General features: G+C 50.9%; 21 protein-coding genes. 4 read left to right on the top strand and 17 right to left on the bottom strand.

The annotated features are described in order from the left end of the window. Positions 1 to 138 precede the first annotated feature (138 nt). From CJP46_RS27150 to CJP46_RS27115, 8 genes are all read right to left on the bottom strand, one after another. Positions 139 to 1,068 carry an ABC transporter ATP-binding protein gene (locus tag CJP46_RS27150; RefSeq protein ID WP_094598770.1) on the bottom strand — a complete coding sequence of 310 codons (930 nt, stop codon included), beginning with the start codon at positions 1,066 to 1,068 and terminating at the stop codon, positions 139 to 141. Next, positions 1,065 to 2,060 (bottom strand): ABC transporter ATP-binding protein, encoded by a 996-nt coding sequence (locus CJP46_RS27145; protein ID WP_094598769.1) that lies wholly within the window; start codon positions 2,058 to 2,060, stop codon positions 1,065 to 1,067. Before CJP46_RS27145 ends, CJP46_RS27150 begins: the two co-directional genes overlap by 4 nt. Before the next feature lie 14 nt (positions 2,061 to 2,074). Further along, the gene (locus CJP46_RS27140; protein ID WP_094598768.1) at positions 2,075 to 3,022 is read right to left on the bottom strand and encodes an ABC transporter permease; all 948 of its coding nucleotides are present in this window, start codon (positions 3,020 to 3,022) and stop codon (positions 2,075 to 2,077) included. Positions 3,023 to 3,024: 2 nt separating this feature from the next. Further along, complete coding sequence (locus CJP46_RS27135) at positions 3,025 to 3,957, bottom strand: ABC transporter permease (RefSeq protein WP_094598767.1); 933 nt, start codon at positions 3,955 to 3,957, stop codon at positions 3,025 to 3,027. Between the two features lie 238 nt (positions 3,958 to 4,195). Further along, positions 4,196 to 5,869 (bottom strand): peptide ABC transporter substrate-binding protein, encoded by a 1,674-nt coding sequence (locus CJP46_RS27130; protein ID WP_094598766.1) that lies wholly within the window; start codon positions 5,867 to 5,869, stop codon positions 4,196 to 4,198. A gap of 165 nt (positions 5,870 to 6,034) precedes the next feature. Further along, entirely contained in the window at positions 6,035 to 6,427 is a 393-nt protein-coding gene (locus CJP46_RS27125; protein ID WP_094598765.1) for a DUF3397 domain-containing protein, read from the bottom strand. A gap of 6 nt (positions 6,428 to 6,433) precedes the next feature. Next, positions 6,434 to 7,402 carry a ketopantoate reductase family protein gene (locus CJP46_RS27120; RefSeq protein ID WP_094598764.1) on the bottom strand — a complete coding sequence of 323 codons (969 nt, stop codon included), beginning with the start codon at positions 7,400 to 7,402 and terminating at the stop codon, positions 6,434 to 6,436. 239 nt (positions 7,403 to 7,641) lie between these two features. Next, positions 7,642 to 8,292 carry an RsfA family transcriptional regulator gene (locus CJP46_RS27115; RefSeq protein ID WP_094598763.1) on the bottom strand — a complete coding sequence of 217 codons (651 nt, stop codon included), beginning with the start codon at positions 8,290 to 8,292 and terminating at the stop codon, positions 7,642 to 7,644. Positions 8,293 to 8,620: 328 nt separating this feature from the next. Between CJP46_RS27115 and CJP46_RS27110 the strand changes: the two genes are divergently transcribed. Then, the gene (locus CJP46_RS27110; protein ID WP_076169833.1) at positions 8,621 to 8,857 is read left to right on the top strand and encodes a DUF2626 domain-containing protein; all 237 of its coding nucleotides are present in this window, start codon (positions 8,621 to 8,623) and stop codon (positions 8,855 to 8,857) included. 217 nt (positions 8,858 to 9,074) lie between these two features. Beyond that, positions 9,075 to 10,175 carry a coiled-coil domain-containing protein gene (locus CJP46_RS27105; protein ID WP_256992548.1) on the top strand — a complete coding sequence of 367 codons (1,101 nt, stop codon included), beginning with the start codon at positions 9,075 to 9,077 and terminating at the stop codon, positions 10,173 to 10,175. 40 nt (positions 10,176 to 10,215) lie between these two features. Here CJP46_RS27105 and CJP46_RS27100 read toward each other — a convergent pair whose 3' ends face one another. Together CJP46_RS27100 and CJP46_RS27095 are read right to left on the bottom strand one after the other, a co-directional pair. Then, positions 10,216 to 11,436 (bottom strand): extracellular solute-binding protein, encoded by a 1,221-nt coding sequence (locus tag CJP46_RS27100; RefSeq protein ID WP_179281353.1) that lies wholly within the window; start codon positions 11,434 to 11,436, stop codon positions 10,216 to 10,218. Between the two features lie 411 nt (positions 11,437 to 11,847). Next, complete coding sequence (locus CJP46_RS27095; protein ID WP_094598760.1) at positions 11,848 to 13,182, bottom strand: PhoH family protein; 1,335 nt, start codon at positions 13,180 to 13,182, stop codon at positions 11,848 to 11,850. A gap of 48 nt (positions 13,183 to 13,230) precedes the next feature. On the opposite strand from CJP46_RS27095, the gene CJP46_RS27090 reads away from it, so the two are divergent. After that, complete coding sequence (locus CJP46_RS27090; protein ID WP_306431099.1) at positions 13,231 to 13,854, top strand: YhcN/YlaJ family sporulation lipoprotein; 624 nt, start codon at positions 13,231 to 13,233, stop codon at positions 13,852 to 13,854. 269 nt (positions 13,855 to 14,123) lie between these two features. On the opposite strand, the gene CJP46_RS27085 is transcribed toward CJP46_RS27090, so the two are convergent. From CJP46_RS27085 to CJP46_RS27065, 5 genes are all read right to left on the bottom strand, one after another. Beyond that, positions 14,124 to 15,203: an LCP family protein gene (locus tag CJP46_RS27085; RefSeq protein WP_094598945.1), complete on the bottom strand. Its 1,080-nt coding sequence runs from the start codon at positions 15,201 to 15,203 to the stop codon at positions 14,124 to 14,126. A 93-nt stretch (positions 15,204 to 15,296) separates the two neighbouring features. Continuing rightward, the gene (locus CJP46_RS27080; protein WP_094598758.1) at positions 15,297 to 15,593 is read right to left on the bottom strand and encodes a YlaH-like family protein; all 297 of its coding nucleotides are present in this window, start codon (positions 15,591 to 15,593) and stop codon (positions 15,297 to 15,299) included. 45 nt (positions 15,594 to 15,638) lie between these two features. Continuing rightward, complete coding sequence (typA, locus tag CJP46_RS27075) at positions 15,639 to 17,480, bottom strand: translational GTPase TypA (RefSeq protein WP_094598757.1); 1,842 nt, start codon at positions 17,478 to 17,480, stop codon at positions 15,639 to 15,641. Positions 17,481 to 17,631: 151 nt separating this feature from the next. Then, positions 17,632 to 18,141: a LiaF transmembrane domain-containing protein gene (locus tag CJP46_RS27070; protein ID WP_094598756.1), complete on the bottom strand. Its 510-nt coding sequence runs from the start codon at positions 18,139 to 18,141 to the stop codon at positions 17,632 to 17,634. Between the two features lie 266 nt (positions 18,142 to 18,407). Next, positions 18,408 to 19,070 (bottom strand): TerC family protein, encoded by a 663-nt coding sequence (locus CJP46_RS27065; RefSeq protein WP_094598755.1) that lies wholly within the window; start codon positions 19,068 to 19,070, stop codon positions 18,408 to 18,410. Between the two features lie 131 nt (positions 19,071 to 19,201). On the opposite strand from CJP46_RS27065, the gene CJP46_RS27060 reads away from it, so the two are divergent. Then, entirely contained in the window at positions 19,202 to 19,891 is a 690-nt protein-coding gene (locus CJP46_RS27060) for a TerC family protein (protein ID WP_373558040.1), read from the top strand. Positions 19,892 to 19,980: 89 nt separating this feature from the next. Here the strand turns inward: CJP46_RS27060 and thiI are convergent, their stop codons facing one another. After that, entirely contained in the window at positions 19,981 to 21,207 is a 1,227-nt protein-coding gene (gene thiI, locus CJP46_RS27055; protein WP_094598753.1) for a tRNA uracil 4-sulfurtransferase ThiI, read from the bottom strand. Beyond that, the gene (locus tag CJP46_RS27050) at positions 21,204 to 22,364 is read right to left on the bottom strand and encodes a cysteine desulfurase family protein (protein ID WP_094598752.1); all 1,161 of its coding nucleotides are present in this window, start codon (positions 22,362 to 22,364) and stop codon (positions 21,204 to 21,206) included. Before CJP46_RS27050 ends, thiI begins: the two co-directional genes overlap by 4 nt. Positions 22,365 to 22,485: the final 121 nt, after the last annotated feature.

Below are 22,485 nucleotides of genomic sequence, written 5' to 3'. Positions count from 1 at the left end.
ATGCCTCCTATTCTGTGCCCATCCACTTCCACGCTTACTTTATACTACCGCAATCTTTCTTGATTGTAACCAATGTTGTTGTATCCGTCAAAGCAAACAAAAAACCGCCGGGATCACCCGGCGGTAAAGCTGACAAGCTTAGGCATATGGGGCAGCGACCCAATGGCCTTTGGAGACTTCCACAAGTCTCGTGTCTTCCTCATCCGCTGCATTTCCGCCTTTGGCGGAGTGAATCGGACCTGATTTTTCATCGTTCATCAAGATCCGTTTCTTGTTTTCTTCCACTTCGGGATCCGGGATCGGAATCGCCGAGAGGAGCGTTTTCGTATACGGGTGAATCGGATTGGCATACAGTTCCTCACTGTCGGCCAGCTCTACCATTTTGCCCAGGTACATCACCGCTACGCGGTCACTGATATGCTTGACCATCGACAGGTCATGGGCAATGAACAGGTAGGTCAGCCCAAGGCGGTCCTGCAGATCCTTAAGCAGGTTGACGACCTGTGCCTGAATGGACACGTCCAGCGCCGAGATCGGCTCGTCGCAAATAATGAACTTCGGATTGACGGCAAGCGCACGGGCAATCCCGATCCGCTGCCGCTGACCGCCGGAGAACTCGTGTGGATAACGGGTGGCATGGTCCGGATTCAGACCGACCATATCCAGCAACTCCTCCACACGCTTCTTCCGCTCTTTGCGGCTGCCGGCCAGATTGTGGATATCCAGCGCTTCGCCGATAATGTCCGAAACAGTAAACCGCGGGTTCAAGGACGCGTACGGATCCTGGAAAATCATCTGCATATCGCGACGCATCGCTTTCATCTTGGAAGGCGACAGCTTGTAAATATCCGTGCCGTTGAATTTCACGCTGCCGGCGGTCGGCTCGTACAAGCGGAGAATCGTGCGTCCCGCGGTTGATTTGCCGCAGCCCGATTCGCCCACCATGCCGAGCGTTTCGCCTTCACGGATGAAAAAGTTAATGTTGTCCACGGCTTTGACGACCTTGCCGCCGCCGACGTTAAAGTATTTCTTGAGGCCCTCAACTTCGATCAAATGGTTCTCTTTCATGACGATTGAACCTCCTTGGCCATCGGATGAAGATTCCAGCAGCGCGCCATTTGTGTGTCGCTGAATACCGTTTCTCCCGGATTGATCCGTTCGCATACTTTCATCGCTTCATCGCAGCGGGCGCAGAACGCGCAGCCAACCGGCGGTTTGATGAGGTCCGGCGGCGTACCGATAATCGGAATGAGCGGCTCGCCCTTCTTCTGGTCAAGTCGCGGCATCGAACGCAGCAGACCTTTCGTGTACGGGTGCTGTGGGTTTTTGAAAATCTCCCACTTCGTCCCCGTCTCCACCACCTCACCGGCGTACATAACGATAACGCGGTCACACATGCCGGCAACGACGCCAAGGTCATGCGTAATCAGGATAATGGAAGTTCCGAGCTTCTGCTGCATATCCTTCATGACGTCCATGATTTGCGCCTGGATCGTCACGTCCAGCGCCGTCGTCGGTTCGTCGGCGATCAGGAGCGCCGGGCGGCAGGCCAAGGCGATGGCGATCATGACGCGCTGGCGCATACCGCCGGAGAACTCGTGAGGATACTGATTAAAGCGTTCTTCCGGGTTCTTAATGCCGACAAGTTTCAGCATTTCCAGACCGCGCTCCTTCGCTTCGGCGGAAGACAGTTTCTGGTGCTTGATCAGAACCTCGGTAATTTGTTTGCCGACCTTAATCGTCGGATTCAGGGAAGTCATCGGATCCTGGAAAATCATGCCGATGTCTTTCCCGCGAATCGCTTCCATCTCTTTATTCGTTTTCTTCAGAATATCTTCGCCCTGGAAAATAATCTGACCGCTCTTGATGTCTGACGGAGGGGACGGGATCAAGCGCATGATCGTCTGGGCGGTCACACTCTTACCACTACCGGACTCACCGACGATCGCAACCGTTTCTCCTCTGCCTATTTCAAAATTCATGCCGCGGACGGCTTTGACTTCGCCGCCTTTGACGTGAAAGGATACGTGCAGGTCTTTTACTTGTAAAATCGGCTCCATGATCTCACCTCCTGTTATTTCAATTTCGGATCGAGCGCGTCGCGGAGGCCATCACCGAAAATGTTAAATGCGAGCATTGTCAAACTGATCAGAATGGCAGGGAACAGCATCCGCCAAGGATAATACATCCAGCCGGTCAATGCGTCGTTGACCATCGAACCGAGCGAAGCGATCGGTGCCCGAACACCCAGACCGAGGAAGCTAAGGAATGCTTCCGAGAAAATCGCGTTTGGTACGGACAGCGTCAAAGTGACGATGATCGGACCAACCGCATTCGGCAGCAGGTGGCGGAACAACAGCCGGCCGGAGCCTGCGCCCATGGAACGGGATGCGAGAACGTACTCCCTGTTCTTCAGCTGCATGATTTCACCGCGGACGATCCACGACATGTTAATCCAGCCGGTAATCGTCAGCGCCAGTATAATCGTTCCGATACTCGGCTCAAATACGACGAGCAGCAAAATCGTGACCAGCATATAAGGAATGGAATACAAAATTTCGGAAAACTTGTTCATGATGGCGTCGACGCGTCCACCGAAGTAACCCATGATGCCGCCATAAATGACACCGATCAAGAGGTCAATGAGCGCGGCAGCCAGGCCGACGATCAGGGAAATACGCGCGCCCATCCACGTCCGGACGAACATGTCGCGGCCCAAGTCGTCAGTGCCGAACCAGTGCTCCTTGGAAGGAGGCTGATTCGTGGCCAGCAAATCGTTGGTTGCCGAATCGAATTTCGAAATGATCGGACCGATAATAGCAGCCAGAATAATCAAGATTAGAACGACCAAGCTCGCCATGGCGAGTTTATTTTTACGCAGACGCTGCCAAGCATCCCTCCACGCCGAAATACTTTCCCGCTGAATGATTTCAGCCTGTTTCTCATCGGTACCGATTTTCCGGAAGTCTTCGGGCGTCAGCTCTACGTTGTTATTCATCAAAGTTGGATCCTGTGCAGCCATCGTTAGCCCTCCTTCCCGCCGGTTAATTTAATGCGCGGATCAACCAGCACGTAAACGATATCGGTGATGAAACGGGCCAGCATCAGCAGAACGCCGTAGAAAATCGTCACGCCCATAATCATCGTGTAGTCCCGGTTGGTGATGCAATCGACGAACACTTTACCGATGCCGCCGATGCCGAAGATCTGCTCGATGACGACGGAACCCGTGATGACGTTGGCGGTCATAGGTCCGATATAAGTAACCACCGGCAAAATGCCGTTACGGATGACATGCTTGAACATGATCGTCATCCAGTTGAGGCCTTTGGCCTTGGCTGTCTTGATATAATCCGCATGCAGCACTTCGAGCATGCTCGAACGCGTCAAGCGGGCGATAAAGGCAATCGGCTGCGCCGACAACGCGGCAACCGGCAGAACGTAGTCGAGCGGGCCGTCAAAGCCCATGACGTTAAACCAGCCCAGCTTCTGTGCGAACAGATACTGGATCAACGATGCCAACACGAAGCTCGGAACGGCGATGCCCAGCACCGCCAGTACCATGGCGATATTATCAATAAGCTTTCGGTGGTACAGCGCGGCGAGCATGCCGAGAAGCACACCGACAATTACAGAAATAATGATGGCAAAGATACCAAGTTTCAGGGATGCAGAGAAGGTCTGCAAAATGATGCCCCCTACCTCCTGGTTCTGATGCTTCATGGAAATCCCCAGGTCACCTGTTGCAATATCCCCCAAGTATTTGAAGTATTGCTGATATACCGGCTTGTCCAATCCATACTGTTCCATCAGCCGGGCTTGGATTTCAGGCGGTACATTTTTCTCGGACATAAAAGGGTTACCAGGAATGGCCTTCATCAGAAAAAATGTAGCCGATATCAAAATAAAGAGCGACACCAGCATATAGAAAAACTTGCTCAGTACGTAACGTACCATGTCCGATTTACCCTCCCCGCTAAACTCTTCATACAACATGACCACCAACCACTTCGGGGTCATAGTTTAATTTTAAAGAATACCGAATCTATTTGTCCATGCTATATATTTCAATTTAAAGAAACCCTTGGTAAAGATATATACTAAGCAAAAAAAACGGGATATATATGGAAGTTCCACATATATATCCCGAACAGTATTTATCAAGCTAAGCTGCTTTTGTTAGACCATTCGAAAATTATTCGAAATAAGCTCTTGTAAAGTCTACTTGACCGGCATAGTCAATGACAACGCCTTTAAGATTCGGTTTGATCAAGGCAACGTTTGTATAGTAGTAAATCGGAAGGACGACCTGCTGATCTTTAATGATCATCGTTTCAGCCTTTTTGAAGTCTTCCATACGTTTTGCTGTGTCAGGTGTAGAGAATGCGTCTTTGATCAAAGAATCATACTCTTTGTTTTTGAAGCCGGAATCGTTGTTGCCGCTGGTCGAAGTCCACAGATCGAAGAAAGTCATCGGATCGTTGTAGTCCGGGCTCCAGCCGGCACGTGCGATTTGGTAGTTCAGATTTTGACGGTTCTTGAGGAACACGCCCCACTCTTGGTTTTCGGTTTTCACTTCAACACCAAGATTTTTCTTCCACATATCCGCAATGGCAAGCGCAATTTTCTTATGCTTGTCATCGGAGTTGTAGATCAATGTGATCGGAGGAAGTGTCGTGTATCCTTCTTCCTGCATTCCTTCAGCAAGCAGTTTCTTGGCTTCTTCCATATCCTCGGTGAAGAAATCGTCCTTGAACTCAGTACGGTATTCGCCCTTGTCACCGGAAATGCCTGGTGGCACGAATCCGAACGCAGGTGTCTCTTCACTCATCGTTACTTTATCGACGATATCCTGACGGCTGATCGCCATCGAGAACGCTTTACGGATTTTCACGTTGTCAAACGGTTTTGCTGTTGTGTTGAACACGTAGTAGTAGATGCTACCGATCGGTTTCAAATCGAGCTCGTCCTTCAGCTCGTTCTTCACGGCAGGCATTTGGTCCGTAGGGATCGTTCCGTTCGGGTTACCTGCATAGTCAAGCTGGCCTGCTTTGTAGCTGGACAGTTCCGTTGCGCTGCTGTTGGACAACGACATCGTAACCTTGCTCAACTTGATGTTTTGGTTATCCCAGTAGTTTGCGTTTTTGGTCACTTCGATCTTCTGACCGGTTGTCCAAGTTGTGAGCGAGAACGGTCCGTTCGTGACCATCAACTTAGGATCGGTTGCCCATTTGGCGTTGTCTTTCACCGATTGATGCACCGGATAGAACGTGTAGAACGAGGTCAGACCCAAGAAATAAGGAGTCGGATTGTTCAGTGTAACTTCCAGCGTGTTGTCATCCGTCGCTTTGACGCCAACTTGGTTGAAGTCGGTAATTTTCTTGTTGTTGTAATCTTCTGCGCCTTTAATGTAATAAAGCTGGTATGCATACGGCGGTGCTGGGCTTGTAGCCGGATTCAAAACCCGTTCCCAAGCGAAGACGAAGTCTTTTGCCGTTACAGGATCGCCGTTGCTCCACTTCGCGTCTTTACGGAGATGGAACACGTACTTCAGACCGTCAGAGGAAACGTCCCACTTCTCGGCCACACCCGGAACCGGGTTGTTATCCTTGTCAATACGAACAAGGCCTTCGTACATCATTTTCAGTACGGTGTTAGCTTGAGTATCCTGGGCTTGCGCCGGGTCAAACGTTGGCGGCTCAGCGCTCAGGTTAATGTGAAGTACTTGTTCTTTAGCAGCTGACGAACTTCCTTTGTCGCCGCCGCTTGCTGTGCTGCCGCCGTTGTCATTCTTGGAACCGCACCCAGCTAGTACAGTGCCAACAACGAGGATCAGCGTCACAAGCATGAGCAGGCTTTTCCTTTTCATTAACTGTTCCCCCTAAAGGTAGATTAATTATGTGTATGGTTAAAAATTATACAACCAGTGGTCAAAAAAATCTATATAGAAAAACATGAAAATTTTACTTTCTTGTGACAAACGGCTAAATATACGGGTTTTTGCTGTTTTTCTGTTGATTAATTTTGTAAAATATTAGGCGTCTGTCTGCATTATGTACTTAAAAATACCGATTAATGTAAATATAATGTAGCTTGCACTCATGAGCATAAAGGACATTCTCCAAACCACTTTGGCGATTTTCCTGACATCGATCCTTCCCTTGAGCCGGTTCTGAGCCCCGCCGATCAACCCGACCGCAATAAGCAAAAACAAAAGGATCAAATAAAAGCCGAACCTGGAATGAAACGTATTGTTGAACAGCGCCGCGACCGAAAAGATCAAAAACAGGGTGGTGACGTCCATGGCCAGCAGGAGCGCGCGGTTTCTGCTGTTTTTCCTCCAATAGTATCCCCCTAAATAAACGAGTAAAAACGGAAAAAACGGAAGGATGCTCAAAAAAATAAATGAATTTCTCAAGAAATCCACGATTCCTCACTCCTCCTCTGCAATTATTCCTTCGATGAGCCGGGTCATCAGTTCGTTGGCAGGAGCCTGAACGCCCGCCTTCTGTGCCATAGCCGCAATGCTCCCGTTAATCCAGCCGATTTCCGTCGGCGAACCGGCAAGCACGTCCTTCAGCATGGACGAGGTATTCCCGGAGGTCGCCCTGCACACATTCAAAATTTGATCCCACATGTCATCCTCATGCCGGATTCCACACGCGTCGTAAACCGAAATGGTCTCGTTATACAATTCCTTCATCAGCTTTATTCTAGCCGGGCTAATCAGCAGATCTCCGTTCGGGATCCGCCAAAGTGCGGTCAGCGGATTAATCACCGCATTGATCAGCAATTTACGAAACATCATGTTATCGATCTCATTCGACAATACCGGGTAAAATCCTGCTTTTTCAAAGGCATGAACAAGATTTAACCACCTGCTGCTATCCTCCCTTGCTACACCCCCCGTTCCGCTCTCACCGATCCACGTATCCCCAGATCCCGCATGAAAAACTTCGTGAAAAGACGTTCTCTTCGCACCTTCCGTCGTAACCGCGGCCAGCATGTCCCATTCGGGCAGTATGGCCTTCAGCCTGTCCATATGCCCATAGCCGTTTTGAAAACAAACCAGCACCGGTGGACTTGCCCCTTGCGGAAGCCTGAATTCCGACAAATAGCGGCATACCGCTTCAGCATCCTTTTGTTTGGTCATCACAAGCACATAATTTCCCGGCTCCATCTCCCAAGCTTGTCCCAGCTGTCCGATCGTACCGGATTGAAACTGCGTGGGGTTCGCCCTTATACCGCTCTCGCCGTCTTTGGCTATATGAATGCCAAAATGGCGAAGCTCATCCGCCTGACCGGCGCTGCGGCTCCAGATCCGCACCCGGCTGCCGGACCTGGCCAATTTTCCGCCAAACAGCAGACCGAGCGATCCTGCGCCCACAATATCGATCAACATTCGCGTATCCTCCGTGTCAAATGATTTCTTCTGAATCCTATTATAGCGCATCCGTGACCAATAAGGCTTGCTGACACAAAAAAACCCCGCGATGCGGGGGGATTACTTCGGTACGGATTCCTTTTCTTTGCCAGGACCCTCGGGAAAATAAATTCCCTATATGCGAAAAAACCCGTTCGGTGTGCGCAAATTTCACGCATCCGCACGGGGTATGCAATACACAGCGTTCTGTACTGACTTTACTCGATCCGCTCCAAATTGCCATTCGCATCCATCTTGAACCGCGACTTCAGTTCCTCATCCTCTTCGTTCAAAAAGGCAAGCCTGCGTGCCCGGTCCATAATTTGAATAAGCGCTTTGTAGTCGTCATTAACAACCCTGTAATCGGTTTGAACTTCGCTGACTTCCCGGGAGAGCCGTTCGTTGACCCTTCTCAAATTGTTCAGCTCTTCTTCTTTTTCGCGGAGCTCCTTTTCCAGCATTTTCAGCTGCCGTCCGTTTTCCTGAAGACTCCCTTTCCACTGCTTCAAAAATCGGATAACGGCATCGATGGAGAGCGTTTCTTCACTGGCTCCGTCCACTTTGTAGTAACCAACCTCTGACTCGGATAGACCTAAACCGGCCACCTGAATCCCCGAATTTGCCGGCTGCTTCTTATAATAGCTCCGTTTCTGGCGCTGCGTTTTGGCCAGGCTGATCGCTTCCTCATACTTCTTGCGGACACAGCTGTTCCAGCGGAATCCGCAGGCTGCCGCCGTCCTTCCGATTTTTTCGCCCACTTCCTCAAAAGCGGCCAGCTGAGTGCTTCCTTCCCGGATATGCCTTAAAGTGACTTCCGCCAAAATAAGGTCATCCTCGCTGCTCCATGCATCTTGTCTAACTGCTGTCATGCAACAAAACCCTCCTAACAACATCCTAAAATAACCCGTCTCCATAACCGGATTGTTTACCGGGTACTGAATAAGGTATAACAGCTGCTTATTTTCATTTCTATGCTTCTCATAGAGTTCATAGAATCTATTTGATACTAAATTGTATTGCCAATTTGCAAAGTGCTCATACCCTCATATTGGAAATTTGCCGATACAAGGCGATGTATACTTTGTCTCTACGGGACCACAATAATAAAAACAACTTTTTCGTTTACACAATTTTGGGTTAACGATATAATGATACGTAGCTTAGCTATGACCGTACATAAGGAGAGGGGGATATAACGTGGCACGCATGTTTCGAGTACTCGGGTTCTTTACGCTCGCAATCGGGCTTATGGCATATGCCGGCAACATGGTCGAGATGGCTCTGTTGTTCTTCGTACAGACCGCATTTTTCGTCATCTTGGGGTATCTGAAATTTACGGAGAGAACTTACATTCTTCTCTTCTGGGGCTATATGATCGTGACGTTTACCGGTTTCAGCTATTGGACAGTATTCAAAATGGGCTTACCGCTTTAATCCGATCATTAGAGAACCCCAAAAAAAGCGATCCGACATCCAATGCCGGGTCGCTTTTTTCGCTTATGCGGATTTTTTTGGAGTCGCCGCAACGGATCTGAATTCGTGTGCTGCGGTTATTTGGCTTGTCTAATCTGACAGGCTCCAAGAGAGATGATATTTTTTACGGTTGAATCATATATTTACAATGGACAACCATGGGGAGGGATCAAATCCATTGAAGCCGTACAATCGACGCCTGCGAATCCTCTGCCTGCTTCTGCCGATGCTGTTCCTGTCGCTGCTCCGCCCCGTTCACGATCTTCGTGCGGATCCGTCCGCCGGCGCCAGCAGCGATGACCGCGAAATATTGCAGAACAGCCTGTCTGTAGTGGAAATCGACCGGGAGATCGAGCGGATCACCGCGCAGCAGGAGACAGTCCAGCAGGAGCTGAACAAGCTGTCCGGGCAGCTCGAAGACAAGCTGCTGCAGATCCAGGATCAGCAGAGCCGCGCGGGAGCCGTGATTCGCTCTTATTACATGGGGGAAAGGGAAGGTCTGCTCGTTGCCGTGCTGTCCGCCAAAGATTTGGGCAGCCTCATTCATATGTATGACGTCTACGAAATGATCATGGAGCATGACCGCTCGGTTCTTAACGCGTATCAATCGGAGTACAAGGAGATTAAAAACACGAAGCTGGCCATGGAAAAAAAGACGGCCGATCTGGAACAAATGAAGTCCAATCTGCTTGAACAGCGGGCGCGGGTATCGGCCCTGCAGCAGAAAGTGGATCAGGGAATCGCCACCAGCAGCGATCCGGAAGCGCTCAAAAAAATGATTGAGGAATTTACGCTCTATTGGGAAAATGTCGGACTTAACGAGGTGAAAACCTATTTCGATGCGCTCGCCTCGGCCATGAACGACCTCCCGGAATTCATCCAGAATCAAGAAGGAGCCATCCGAACCAACGGGACGACCTATAATATCGATATCAAGGAAGATGATCTGAACGCTTTCCTAAGGTCCAAAAACGATCTCTTCAAGCAGTTTGCCTTCCACTTTGGCGAAGACGAAATCACGGCCTCCGGTCAAAGCGACACGCTGTCCCTTGAGGTTCAGGGACACTACAGCGTGGAGGTGCAGCCGCAGAACGCCATTATGTTCCATGTGGATAAACTCGTATTTAACGACTATGAGCTGCCGGATACGACATGCCGCCAGATGGAGGAAGAGTTCGATTTGGGATTTTATCCGCAGCAGATCGTCTCCTTCGTGAAGGCGACCGAGGTGAAAAGTACGGATAAAAACCTCCATGTCACGCTTAAGCTGTCCATGTAACAGCAAAAAGCCGGAGCTGAGGCTGCCCGCGAATAACGGATCAGCTTCCTCCGGCTTCCCCTCCTACAGCCTCAGCATATTCCCCGGCCGTGGATTTGCCGGCAATATATTCGCCCGAAGCTTTGATAAACAGATCCCACTTCGCCTGCAGCCTGCCCGCATCCTTATCAGTACCCGCTGTTTGAAGCAGGGAGGTGAGATGGAACGGCAGTCCGGCCGGATTGAATACCGTATCGTCGTACAGGCTCTTCAGCGCCGGAAGTTTACCTGTGGCCTGGTACCATTTCTGCTGAACGACTGCCGAGCTCATATACGCAATCCATTCGGCCGCTTCCTTGGCATGCTGTGATCCCGCCGATACGGCGTAGCTTCGACTGCGCAGGAGTGATGGGTAGACGGCATACAGCTGTTCGGGCATGCGCAGTACCATATCTGCAGTCTGAGTCCCCGCCGCTTCCGAGACGGCGGAAAAGGTTAGCGGAAGCTGGGTTCCACTAGCATCTTGAGGGTCATGATCGATTTGCATGAATGCACGGGCTTTATCTATCCACTCCAAGGATATTTGGCTTGGGTTTAGCGGGTCGGTGCCCAGTGCTCCCAATAAAGCCGCAGCATCGTAGCCGTCTCCGGATGATATCTCCAGCAGCTTTTGATGTCCACGATTCTTCGCCTTGCTCAGGAGGTCCTTCCAACTGCTGATATCGCCTGGAATATCCGTCATTCCAAGCGAATTTAGCGCTTTTTTGTTCCATACCAGCACATATGGATTCATATCGGCGGGCGTCCCCCACTGGTAGCCGTTCCATTCCACCTCTTGCAACAGCGGGTTTATGGTGTCGCTCTCCGCACGATTGCTTGTGTAGGATTCGACTGGCAGCAGGTAACCACGGGATGCCATCGGGCGGACCCACGAACTGTTGATGAGCATGACATCCGGGCCTTCCCCTACGGACAAGGCGGATTTCAGCTGAAGGTACGCATCGGCATCCGGGATGTTGTTCAATTCCACCGTAGCTCCGGTGTCGCTGACGTATGTATGATTCAGCTCAACGAGCTGCTTAAAATCCTCATTGCTCAGGTGCACGATAACCCGGATGGGGGATTGGGACGTTCGTTCTTGCGTGGAAGGCTGAGGAAATAGAGACGCATCGTCTTCCTCTTCATGACCCGATGGTGTCTGTGATAACTCTTGACCCTGGGATAAAGTGGTTAAAGAGAGCAGCAAAATGGCAAACAGGAGCCAGTAATTTTTCCGCCTCAAGTCTCTAGGCCTCCCCTCACAATACTTATACAACATTTTAGCAAATTCATAGGGCGCTTGTCCTATTTTTTTTAGATATAATAAAGTATAAGCTTCACCGGCTTCCTTATATGGCAAGAAAAATTACCGCTAAATGCGGTCTAAATTCTTAGATTGTATGTTGATGGACATTTTTATGTAAATACTTATATTAATTACTATTAATTACAATATAAGGTAAATAAGTCTAGATCCAAGGGGCGAACCCGCCTATGAATGTCTTTATTGTAATTCAAATGTATTCGACTTGCTGGCCAAAATTGTTAAATTTCAAAAAATCCCCCTGCCGATTCCATTGAACCGGACGAGGGGGACTTCTTTATTGGTTGCCTCTCCACATCATTTCTCGGGAAATAGTGACGGCCAATGAGATCACAGCAAATCGGCTGCCAGCTGGGCCAGCTTGGAGCGCTCACCCTTTTCCAAGGTAATGTGTCCGCTGATTCCTTCCTGCTTGAATTTCTCCACGATATAGGTCAGCCCGTTGCTGGAGGCATCCAGGTACGGATGATCGATCTGCTCGGGATCGCCCATCAGAATGATCTTGCTTCCCTCTCCTACCCTGGATACGATCGTTTTCACTTCGTGGCGGGATAAGTTCTGGGCTTCGTCCACGATAATAAACTGGCCGGGGATGGACCGTCCGCGGATATAAGTCAGCGCCTCGACCTGGATGCTGCCCAGACCCATTAAAATTTTATCGATATCGCCCGACTTTTTCGTATCGAACAAAAACTCCAGGTTGTCGTATATCGGCTGCATCCACGGACGAAGCTTTTCATCCTTTTCTCCGGGGAGATAACCGATATCCTTGCCCATCGGAACGACTGGCCTTGCGATCAGCAGTTTTTTGTATTTATGTTCGTCTTCGACCTTCATCAGGCCGGCTGCCAAGGCTAGCAGCGTTTTACCCGTACCGGCCTTTCCGGTAATCGTTACGATCGGAATATCGTCGTTAAGCAGCAGCTCCAGCGCCATTCGCTGCTGCGCGTTGCGGGCGCTGATCCCCCACACCGAATCATTGCTCAAGTAGAGCGGCTCCAAACGGAGCGCATCCGCATTCACCTTCAGCAAGGCCGATTTGGTGCTCCCCATTTCGTCTTTTAGAATGACGAATTCATGCGGATACAGCGAATATGGCAGCTGCAGCGGTTTGATGGACAAGAAGCGGTACGAATAAAACTCGTCGATGATGGAAGGATGCACCTTCAGTGTAGAATATCCGGTATACAGATCTCCAGGACCTACGGTCCGGTCGGATAAATAATCCTGGGTCACGAGGCCGAGCACGTCCGCCTTGATGCGAACGAGCACGTCCTTGCTTACCAGCACCACCGACGTAGGCTCCTCCTTGCCTTGCTCTTCCAGATGATAATTTAAGGCGACTGCCAAAATGCGGTTATCGTTGGACATTTCGCCGAACATCTCTTGTACTTTGACAAAACTGCGGTGATTCAGCTCCACTTTTAGGCTGCCCCCGTTTTCCAGAAGCACCCCGCTGTGCAAATGACCGCCGTTTTCCCTCAATCCGTCCAGCAGGCGGGACACCGTCCGCGCATTTCTCCCGATTTCGTCGGCATTTCGTTTTTTGGAGTCTATTTCTTCCAGCACAACGGCCGGAATGACGACTTCGTGTTCATCAAAAGCATATATGGCCCCGGGATCATGCAGCAGCACATTGGTATCCAGTACAAATATCTTTCTCATACTTTCTCCCTCCACTGAACTCATAATAAACACATAAATTATTACGTCATGGACATCCTAAGTTACAACCCGTCATGCCAATTTATGACCTGGAAAGGACGATCACATATGAGAATGTTTTTGCTCGTTGTGTTAACTATGGCTCTACTGAGCGGTTGTAATCATCGGAACACTGCATCACCCTCTCCTCAAAGTCAACAAGGGCCGACAGCCGCCTCTACCGGAGACCATCACCGCCTTTCACTCCGGTCTGCAGGAAACACGGCCGTGCGTTCTGCAGAAGATACAACGGACCTTGCTTTAAAGGATCATTTGGAGAACATCGCCGAAAAGGTTAACGGTGTGAAAAAAGCGCATGCTGTCGTATTTGGCAATACTGCCGTTGTGGGCATCGATGTAGACGGCAGTTTGACGCGTTCGCGCGTCGGTACCATTAAGTATACGGTCGCCGAAGCACTCAAAAAGGATCCTCGGGGCAAAAACGCCCTTGTGACGGCCGACATGGATTTGTCCAGCCGAATTGCCGAAATCGGCCAGCACATCCAGAAGGGGGAACCCGTATCGGGATTCGCCTCCGAACTGGCGGATATTGTCGGCCGGATTGTGCCGCAGCTTCCGCGCGATGTCAAATCGCGTCAGAACAGCCCTTCTTCGCCAAGCCCAACCCGCTAAGCGCAGGATAGGCGAAATTCCAGCCGAATCAACAAATTTTGCGAAAAAGAAAAAGCCCAGTGATCAGATCACTAGGCTTTTTTGCATGGCGCATCAAAACATACACCGGATTCAGCAGAAGTCGGCACAGACGGATATACGGCTGGTTGACGTTGCATTTCATATATAGGAGTCCACTTCGTAACCGTCTCGGACATCGCACTGACCTCCTGTACAGGTTCCATTGTACTCTATTATATTATATGTCGTCCCAAAACTTGCACCCAACTTTACGGATTTGAAGTTTCATCCGCAGAAGTACCGGCTTCCACGGCAGTCTTGCCGGCAAGCTCGTCCTTCAATGCCTGCTTTGCTTTATCCAGCTCGTCACCGTCTACATACACGTAAGGACTTTTCCAGTTGCCGGTAATCGGCATGAATTTGACGTCTTCTTTTTTAATTTTCCAATATGTCGCAATGATATTCTTCAATTGATCCTTCTCGATGTCGGTTTCCATGTTGTTATCCATGGCATCCAGCACTCCGCCCAGGCTGGTTACGCCCTTGAACGTCTGCATCTTATCGATCAGGGAGTGAAGAACTTCGTTCTGTCTGCGGTTGCGGTCAAAATCGTCGGAAGCGTCTGTTTTCGGACGGCAGTTGGACTTCCGGTAGCGCACGAAATCGAGAGCCTGCTTACCGTTCAGTTCCTGCTCGCCCTTCTTCAGGTTGATGTCCGTTCCGTCCGCTTTATCCCGATAACACATGTTCTTGTCGACGGTAACGTCAACACCGCCCAGCGCATCTACCGCATCGCGGAAGGCCTGGAAGTTCAGAACCGTCACATAATCGATATCGATGTCCAAATACTTGGAAAACATCGTCTTCATCTCATCGGTTGCCTTGATTCCGGACTCTTTCTCATCTGCCAGGAAATTCGGATAGTAGGCGTTAGCCTTGTTCTCCCGGTAACCTTTGAGCTCGATCTTCGTATCGCGCGGAATCGATACCAGCGTCGCCGATTTCGTATCCGGGTTAAAGGCGGCGATCATCATGACGTCCGATAGGTGGGTCTTCGTCTCCGGACGGTAGTCCGTTCCGAGCAGCAGCATCGTAATCGGCTTGACCTTGGCGGATTTGGAAGGAGCCACAGGTGCATCCACACCCGTGTCCAGCACGCCATGATCCGCTTTGTAATACAGATATCCCGCGTAACCCGCTACAGCGAGCACCGCCAATATGATAAGAATCAACACGAATTTCAAAAACGTTTTGAACCCGCTCTTCTTCTTCTTTTTCTTTGGTGGCACTTTCCCTTTCGGAGTGCCGCCCTGAGATCTTGGAGGTAGATTGGTATTGCTGGAACTCATTTCAAACACCTTTTTCATTTATTTTGAGTCAATCTCTCTATAAACGATGACAACCTTCAATATGTTGTAAAGAGCCGGGCCATAGGCGGGCCGTCAAACCCGCTTGGCAGCCGCTTCGGCTTTCTTCTTCTGCCGTGCTTCCATGAAGTAACGAATACGCACCGTAAACATTAAGGCTACCGCGACAAGCAGGCATTGAATGATCGGAAGCTTGTCGTGCTGAAAAATCAGCAGCATTCCGGAACCGATGGCCATCAGGACATACAGCAGAATTTCTTTGAGAAGCGGAAGCTTCTGTTTGACCCGAAACACCTTGTTGTACACGTAGGTGATCAGCACAAAGATGATGATATAGGAGATAATCGGATGCGCTGCAAACCAGGCTTGCACGGACAGTTCACTCCTTCCAGAAATGAGGTGAGGACCTTACCCGGATTACATATTGGCTTCGGCCATCTTGCGGTGCTTCTCGGCACGTTCGCGCTCGCTCTTGTTCAAGAGCTTCTTGCGCAGACGTACGGACTTCGGCGTGATTTCGCAATACTCGTCGTCATTCAAATATTCAAGCGCCTGTTCAAGTGAGAATAGACGAGGCGTCTTCATTTTTACTGTATCATCTTTCGTCGCGGAACGCACGTTTGTCAGCTGCTTCTCTTTGCAAATGTTAACGACGATGTCGTTATCGCGTGTATGCTCGCCGACGATCATGCCTTCATAAATTTCGGTTCCGGGCTCCAGGAACAGGATACCCCGGTCTTCGACGCCCATCATGCCGTAGAAAGTGCTCGTTCCGGTCTCGCTGGAAACCAGCACGCCCTGATGGCGTCCGCCGACTTGGCCGCTGTGCAGCGGACCGTAGCTGTCAAACGCATGGTTCATGACGCCATAACCACGGGTCAGCGTCAGGAAGTGCGTACGATAACCGATCAGACCGCGTGCCGGAATAAGGAATTCCAGACGCACCTGTCCGTTGCCGGTGTTGACCATGTTCACCATTTCAGCCTTGCGGGAACCGAGGCTTTCCATGACCGCGCCCATGCTCTCTTCAGGCACATCGATCAGAAGGCGCTCGATCGGTTCCATCTTGGCTCCGTCGATTTCCTTGACGATAACTTCAGGCTTCGAAACCTGCATTTCGTACCCCTCGCGGCGCATATTCTCGATCAGGATGCCGAGGTGAAGCTCGCCGCGTCCCGATACGATAAATGCATCAGGGCTGTCCGTCTCCTCAACGCGCAAGCTGACGTCTGTCTCCAGTTCCTTCATCAGACGCTCACGCAGCTTGCGGGACGTTACCCACTTGCCCTCGCGTCCGGCAAACGGGCTGTTGTTGACCAGGAAGGTCATCTGTAGGGTCGGCTCGTCAATCTTAAGCACCGGCAGTGCCTCAGGATGGTTCGGATCGGCGATCGTTTCCCCGATATTGATGTCCTTGATTCCGGCGATGGCGATAATATCGCCCGCTCCGGCTTCTTCCTGCTCCACGCGCTTCAATCCCTGGAAGCCGAACAGCTTCTCGATCCGGGCGGATTTGCTCTTGCCGTCGCGCATGATGACCGTAACGGCTTGGCCTTGCTTGATCACGCCGCGGTTGACCCGGCCGATCGCAATCCGTCCAAGATATTCATTGTAGTCCATCAGTGTAACAAGGAACTGGAGCGGCTCATCAACATTCTCCGTCGGAGAAGGAATATGCTCGGTAATCGTTTCATACAGGGCCAGCATGTTGTCGTCCTGCTTGTCCGGATCAAGGCTCGAGGTTCCGTTCAAAGCCGAAGCGTAAACGACCGGGAAGTTCAACTGGTCGTCATTCGCTTCAAGCTCGATGAAGAGGTCGAGCACTTCGTCGATAACTTCGGCCGGGCGAGCGGCCGGACGGTCGATCTTGTTGACGACGACGATCGGCGTCAAATTTGCCTCAAGCGCTTTGCGCAGCACAAATTTGGTCTGAGGCATGCAGCCTTCATAAGCGTCAACGACGAGAAGTACGCCGTCGACCATCTTCATGATCCGTTCCACCTCGCCGCCGAAGTCGGCGTGGCCAGGAGTGTCCACAATGTTGATTAAAAAATCTTTATACGTAATGGCCGTGTTCTTGGCCAGAATGGTAATGCCGCGTTCGCGCTCCAAATCGTTGGAGTCCATGGCGCGTTCCTGCAGATGTTCGTGCTTGGCGAATATCCCCGATTGCTGCAGCAACTGGTCAACCAGGGTCGTCTTGCCGTGGTCAACGTGCGCAATAATCGCAATGTTGCGAATTTGATCTCTTGAATGCATGGCTTTTATCCAGATCCTTTCCCTTTCAAATCGTAACGAAGTCTTTCAACAAATGAAGCGTCAGGCGGTAGCGCCGACGCTTCTACATCCCTTATATTATAATGAAGTTTCAGAAAAAAACAAGTGTTTTACAGAAAATAGAAGGTCTGAATCACCATCCGTTCTTCCACTTTCTGTCTCTGGGTTTCCCCCTCCCGGCAATGAGCCATATTCCCCCCACGATGAGCAGTACGGCGAGGATATAGATCACCGCAGTATGAAGAAGGCTGAAGAAGAAAAGCACCAGCGAGGCCAGTCCCAAAATGATGGAGGCAGGAAGCAAGGCGGACGGACGCGGCTTTTCAAACAAGTAATACTCATACATCCCGACCGCGATCCCGAGCAGAAGGGCGGGCCACAAGTAGGACATCAGCTTCCAGTTGATCGTGCTGCACAGTAAAAAGAGCAGCCCGTACACCGTCAAAATACCGCCGGGTACAAGCACCGTGGCACGCGCCCGGTTGCCGAAAAACAGCATATGCAGAACCAGCCCCGGAATCAAAAGGACCAGCGGCCACAGCGTGCGGCCCAAAAAACCGAAAACCCCAAGCTTGCCAAGCAAAATGACAATTCCAGCAATCACAATGAACAGGCCCAGCTTCAAGTCGTTTCTTGAGGACATTCTCCCACCCTCTTCTCTATAATCGCTCCTTACGCCATGCGCAAAAAACGACATATTTTCATCTTTAGTTTATCTGAAACCCGTGAAAAAAACCAGATTCCGCCTGTAATTTTTTAGGCTCTGCGGCCCACAGCAAACCCGCAGTAACGGGTTCTTGCTGCAGACTCGTTTCATTAAAATTGCGCCGCAGAGATCTTCGGTTCTTTATTAGTTCCAACCACGAAAAAAAGCCGGGAAACTCCCGGCTCTCGACAAAACTGTTCTGCTTATGAACGAGGCCGCAGCAGCAGCTGCTTGATTCCGCCTGCGGCGATCACCAGTCCGGCCAAAACACCGGGTATGAGATGGTGGAATTCCGCCAGAGATGCGGAAAGGAGCGCGCCAAGCCTGTGGTCCTGAAGCAGCATCTCCCCTGCCGTGTAGGCTAGAATGCCCGCCCCGAAGTACACGAGCACCGGGAACCGGTGAAGCCATGTAACGATCAAATTGCTGCCCCAGACGACGATCGGTATGCTGATCGCAATGCCGATCACGATCAGTGCAAGATCCCCATTGGCCAGTCCGGCAATGGCCAGTACATTGTCAAGACTCATAATAAAATCAGCCGCAAGAATAGTTCTGACCGCTTTCCAGATGGTGGACGATTCCTGCAGACGGATATCATCCTTGTTTTCGATCAGCAGATTCAGGGCGATCCAGATGAGCATAAATCCGCCGACCGCCTGAACATAAGGAACTTTCAGCAGAATGACCGCAATAAAGGTCAGCAGACACCTTAGGATAACCGCGCCGAGCGCTCCCCACCATACCGCCTGTTTACGCTGCTTCTCCGGCAGGTCCTTGCTCGCCAGGGCTATCACAACGGCGTTGTCGCCACTTAGGACCAAATTGATCATAAGGATCTGAATGAGCAGCCAAATCGATTCCAAAGGTCAACACCCCCACTCTACTTCTATGTGAAAGTGGGCCAGGCTATGCTTGACTTCATATGAAAATTTAGCCTATAATGAAGCGATTTGCAATTGGACTCCGTATACAGTCATAACAAGGAGTGACCGACTTGGACAGTGTAATAGAATTTTTAGTCAATCTGGTTAAGATCGTCTTTTTAGATTTAATACTGGCTGGCGATAACGCCATCGTAATTGGCCTTGCTGCGAGGAATCTTCCCCCCTCGACTCAGAAAAAGGCTATTTTTTATGGAACTGGCGGCGCGGTTCTGCTCCGGATCATTGCGACCATCGTCGTCGTCTGGCTGCTGAAAGTGCCGTGGCTGCTGGCGCTGGGCGGTATCCTGCTCGTATGGATTGCCTACAAGTTGCTGGCCGATAACGACGATCATACGGACATCAAGGCCGGCCAAACCCTGTGGGGGGCCGTCCGGACCATCATTGTAGCGGATGCCGCGATGGGTCTGGATAATGTGATCGCCGTAGCCGGCGCAGCCGGGCAGAATATCATCCTGGTTATTCTCGGATTGCTCATCAGCGTTCCGATCGTCGTTTGGGGAAGCACCCTGTTTATTAAGCTCATTAACAAGTTTCCATGGATTATTTACCTTGGTTCGGCCGTTCTCGGTTACACGGCATCCAACATGATTACGGAAGAGAAGAGGTTTGCCCCGTTTTTTGAAGAATATCACGTCCTAAGGGTGCTGTTTATCGTGATCGTGGTCATTGGTATTCTTGCCCTCGGATACCTGAAGCGCGTTTCGATGAAGAAACGGAAGGACGAACACTCGTATAGTTAGAACGTAAGGACGGCATGTTGTCAAAAGAAAAAGCGAAAGGAGGCTCTTCCATGAAGAGACCTCCTTTGTTTGTTTTCGATGCATGCTCTTTAGAACCAATCCTCGTTGACGCCTGCTTCTTCTTCATCCCCAATCACATAATCCTTGGTCAGTACCAGGGTCTCGGTCCGCTCTAAAGCGTCTTGGATCAGTTCGGAGAGCTTCTCGATCGACGCTTCCACGTTCTCGACGACCCGCAAATTCGGATTCGTCGTCGGTGATTTGGGCACGAACAGGGTGCAGCAGTCTTCATAAGGAAGAATCGAGGTATCGTACGTGCCGATATCTTTGGAAATACGAATGATCTCATTCTTGTCCATCATGATCAGCGGCCGCAGTAGCGGCAGCTCAGTCGCCCTGCCGATCACGTTCATGCTCGGCAGGGTTTGGCTGGCCACCTGGCCGAGGCTGTCTCCGGTAACGATCGCAAGCGCCCCTTCGCGCTCGGCCAGCAGCTCGGCAATCCGCAGCATGGAACGCCGCATCAGCGTGATGATCAAATTGTCCTGCCCAATGCCGGTAAAGGACGTTTGCACTTCGGTAAACGGTACCAGATGAAGCTTGATCTCCCCTGCATATCCCGACAGCACCTTCGCCAGATCGATCACCTTCTCCTTGGCGAGACGGCTTGTAAACGGATAGCTGTAGAAGTGAACGCACTCCACTTCCAGCCCTCTGCGCATGGATGACCATCCTGCGACCGGGCTGTCGATTCCACCCGACAGGAGCAGCATGGCCTTGCCGTTGCTTCCCCGTGGAAATCCTCCGACGGCGGGAATGGTTTGACAGAATATATAGGTTCCCTGATCGCGGATCTCAACATGCAGGGTGAGCTCGGGATCCTTCATGCTCACTTTTAACAGAGGATATTTCTTCAGCAGCGGTGCACCCACCAGATGGTTCATTTCATGAGACGAATGCGGGAATGCTTTCCATACCCTGCGGGCATGGACCTTAAAGGTGATCTCTTCCTCCATGTTCATCTGTGCGAGAAAGGCGGAAGAGGCTTCCAATATGGAATCCAGCTCCGTGGGACTCACCACGACCGGGCTGATCGACGTCAATCCAAATATTTTTTGGAGCGAGGAAATCAGCGGCTCCACCTCTTCCCCGTTCAGTTCAACGTACAGTCTTCCGTAATCCTTGCGAATCTTAGCTTTGGGAAAATCCTTAAGAATGGACCGGATATGTGAGATAACCGCATTCTCAAAACGTCCCCGGTTTTTTCCTTTGAGTGTAATTTCTCCGTAACGGAGCAGCAGCATATCATATTTCAATGGATTTCATTCCTTCCTGTCATTAAAGGCCTCAGCCGGTTGACCGCATCCTGGAGCGCGTCCTTCAGCCGTTGCAATTCATTGTTGGTGTTGGTAAGCCCCATGCTGATTCGGATCGCGCTGGAAGCCTCATCGTCGCTCCGTCCCATGGCAAGCAGGACTCGGCTTGGCTCCGACGTCTTGGATGAGCAGGCCGATTTCGTGGACACCAGCATGCCGTGCTCCTCGAGCGTATGAAGCAGCACCTCGGCTTTCATCCCCGGAAATGACACGTTGACGATATGCGGCGCCCCGCCTTCGTCACTGTTCAGCGCAAGCTCCGGCAAGCTGCGGATAAATCCAAGCAAATCGTCACGAAGTGCCCCAACCTGCTCACCGAAATCCCCCAGTTGCTCTTTTGCCATCCGCATGGCTTTGGCCATGGCGACCATCCCGGGATAGTTCTCCGTCCCCGAGCGCATGCCGGATTCCTGTTTGCCTCCCGACAGGAGCGGATGAAGCTGAACGCTTTCCCTTTTGAATAAAACGCCGGTGCCTTTAGGACCGCGGATTTTGTGTGCGGATAACGTATATAAATCTGCCTGCCAAGCCTGCAGATCGACATGCAGCTTACCAAAGCCCTGAACACCGTCCACATGGAAAAGGGTGCGCGGGTTGCATTGTTTGATCATGCGTCCCGCAGCCTCCAGTGGCTGTAATGCGCCTGTCTCGTTGTTTACATGCATGATACTGACCAAGATGGTGTCCTTCCGAATCTGGCTGCGCAGCTGGTCCGGATCAATCCGGCCTTTCCGGTCCACGTCAAGAAAGGTCACCTCGAATCCATGTTCCTGAAGATACAAGCAGCTGTCGTATACGGATGGGTGTTCCGTTGCCGTCGTTATGATGTGCTTGCCCCTGCCGGCGTACTGAAAGGCCGCGCCCTTGATGGCCAGATTGTTGCCTTCCGTTGCGCCTGAGGTCAAGATGATCTCGGCTGGCTTAACGCCAAGGGCGATGGCGCAAACTTCCCGGGAACGCTTGATTAGTTTGGCGGCATCCTCGCCCATCCGGTGAATGGATGAAGGATTGCCGTAATGCTGTCTCATCACTTCAGCCATCGTCTGGATGACTTCTTCGTAGGGTGGCGTACTTGCCGCATGGTCCCAATAGATCATCACGTTTCCTCCTTTACACGGATCACCCGAAGCAATATAAAGAGATCAAACATCGGAAGAAGCGCTTATCGAGCCGCTTCCCGTCCTCCCGAGTTTGATCCCGTAACTTAAAACGCTATTC

Source organism: Paenibacillus sp. XY044, assembly GCF_002257645.1.
Lineage (GTDB): Bacteria > Bacillota > Bacilli > Paenibacillales > Paenibacillaceae > Paenibacillus_AQ.
The sequence above is the reverse complement of the archived record's forward strand: the minus strand, read 5'-3'. Positions and strand labels throughout refer to the sequence as shown.

Bases quoted from the DNA above. Each gene is read 5' to 3' on its own strand.
- CJP46_RS27150 (WP_094598770.1), bottom strand. From the start codon at position 1,068: ATGAAAGAGAACCATTTGATCGAAGTTGAGGGCCTCAAGAAATACTTT.
- CJP46_RS27145 (WP_094598769.1), bottom strand. From the start codon at position 2,060: ATGGAGCCGATTTTACAAGTAAAAGACCTGCACGTATCCTTTCACGTC.
- CJP46_RS27140 (WP_094598768.1), bottom strand. From the start codon at position 3,022: ATGGCTGCACAGGATCCAACTTTGATGAATAACAACGTAGAGCTGACG.
- CJP46_RS27135 (WP_094598767.1), bottom strand. From the start codon at position 3,957: ATGGTACGTTACGTACTGAGCAAGTTTTTCTATATGCTGGTGTCGCTC.
- CJP46_RS27130 (WP_094598766.1), bottom strand. From the start codon at position 5,869: ATGAAAAGGAAAAGCCTGCTCATGCTTGTGACGCTGATCCTCGTTGTT.
- CJP46_RS27120 (WP_094598764.1), bottom strand. From the start codon at position 7,402: ATGTTGATCGATATTGTGGGCGCAGGATCGCTCGGTCTGCTGTTTGGC.
- CJP46_RS27115 (WP_094598763.1), bottom strand. From the start codon at position 8,292: ATGACAGCAGTTAGACAAGATGCATGGAGCAGCGAGGATGACCTTATT.
- CJP46_RS27095 (WP_094598760.1), bottom strand. From the start codon at position 13,182: ATGAGAAAGATATTTGTACTGGATACCAATGTGCTGCTGCATGATCCC.
- CJP46_RS27090 (WP_306431099.1), top strand. From the start codon at position 13,231: ATGGACATCCTAAGTTACAACCCGTCATGCCAATTTATGACCTGGAAA.
- CJP46_RS27085 (WP_094598945.1), bottom strand. From the start codon at position 15,203: ATGAGTTCCAGCAATACCAATCTACCTCCAAGATCTCAGGGCGGCACT.
- typA (WP_094598757.1), bottom strand. From the start codon at position 17,480: ATGCATTCAAGAGATCAAATTCGCAACATTGCGATTATTGCGCACGTT.
- CJP46_RS27070 (WP_094598756.1), bottom strand. From the start codon at position 18,141: ATGTCCTCAAGAAACGACTTGAAGCTGGGCCTGTTCATTGTGATTGCT.
- CJP46_RS27050 (WP_094598752.1), bottom strand. From the start codon at position 22,364: ATGATCTATTGGGACCATGCGGCAAGTACGCCACCCTACGAAGAAGTC.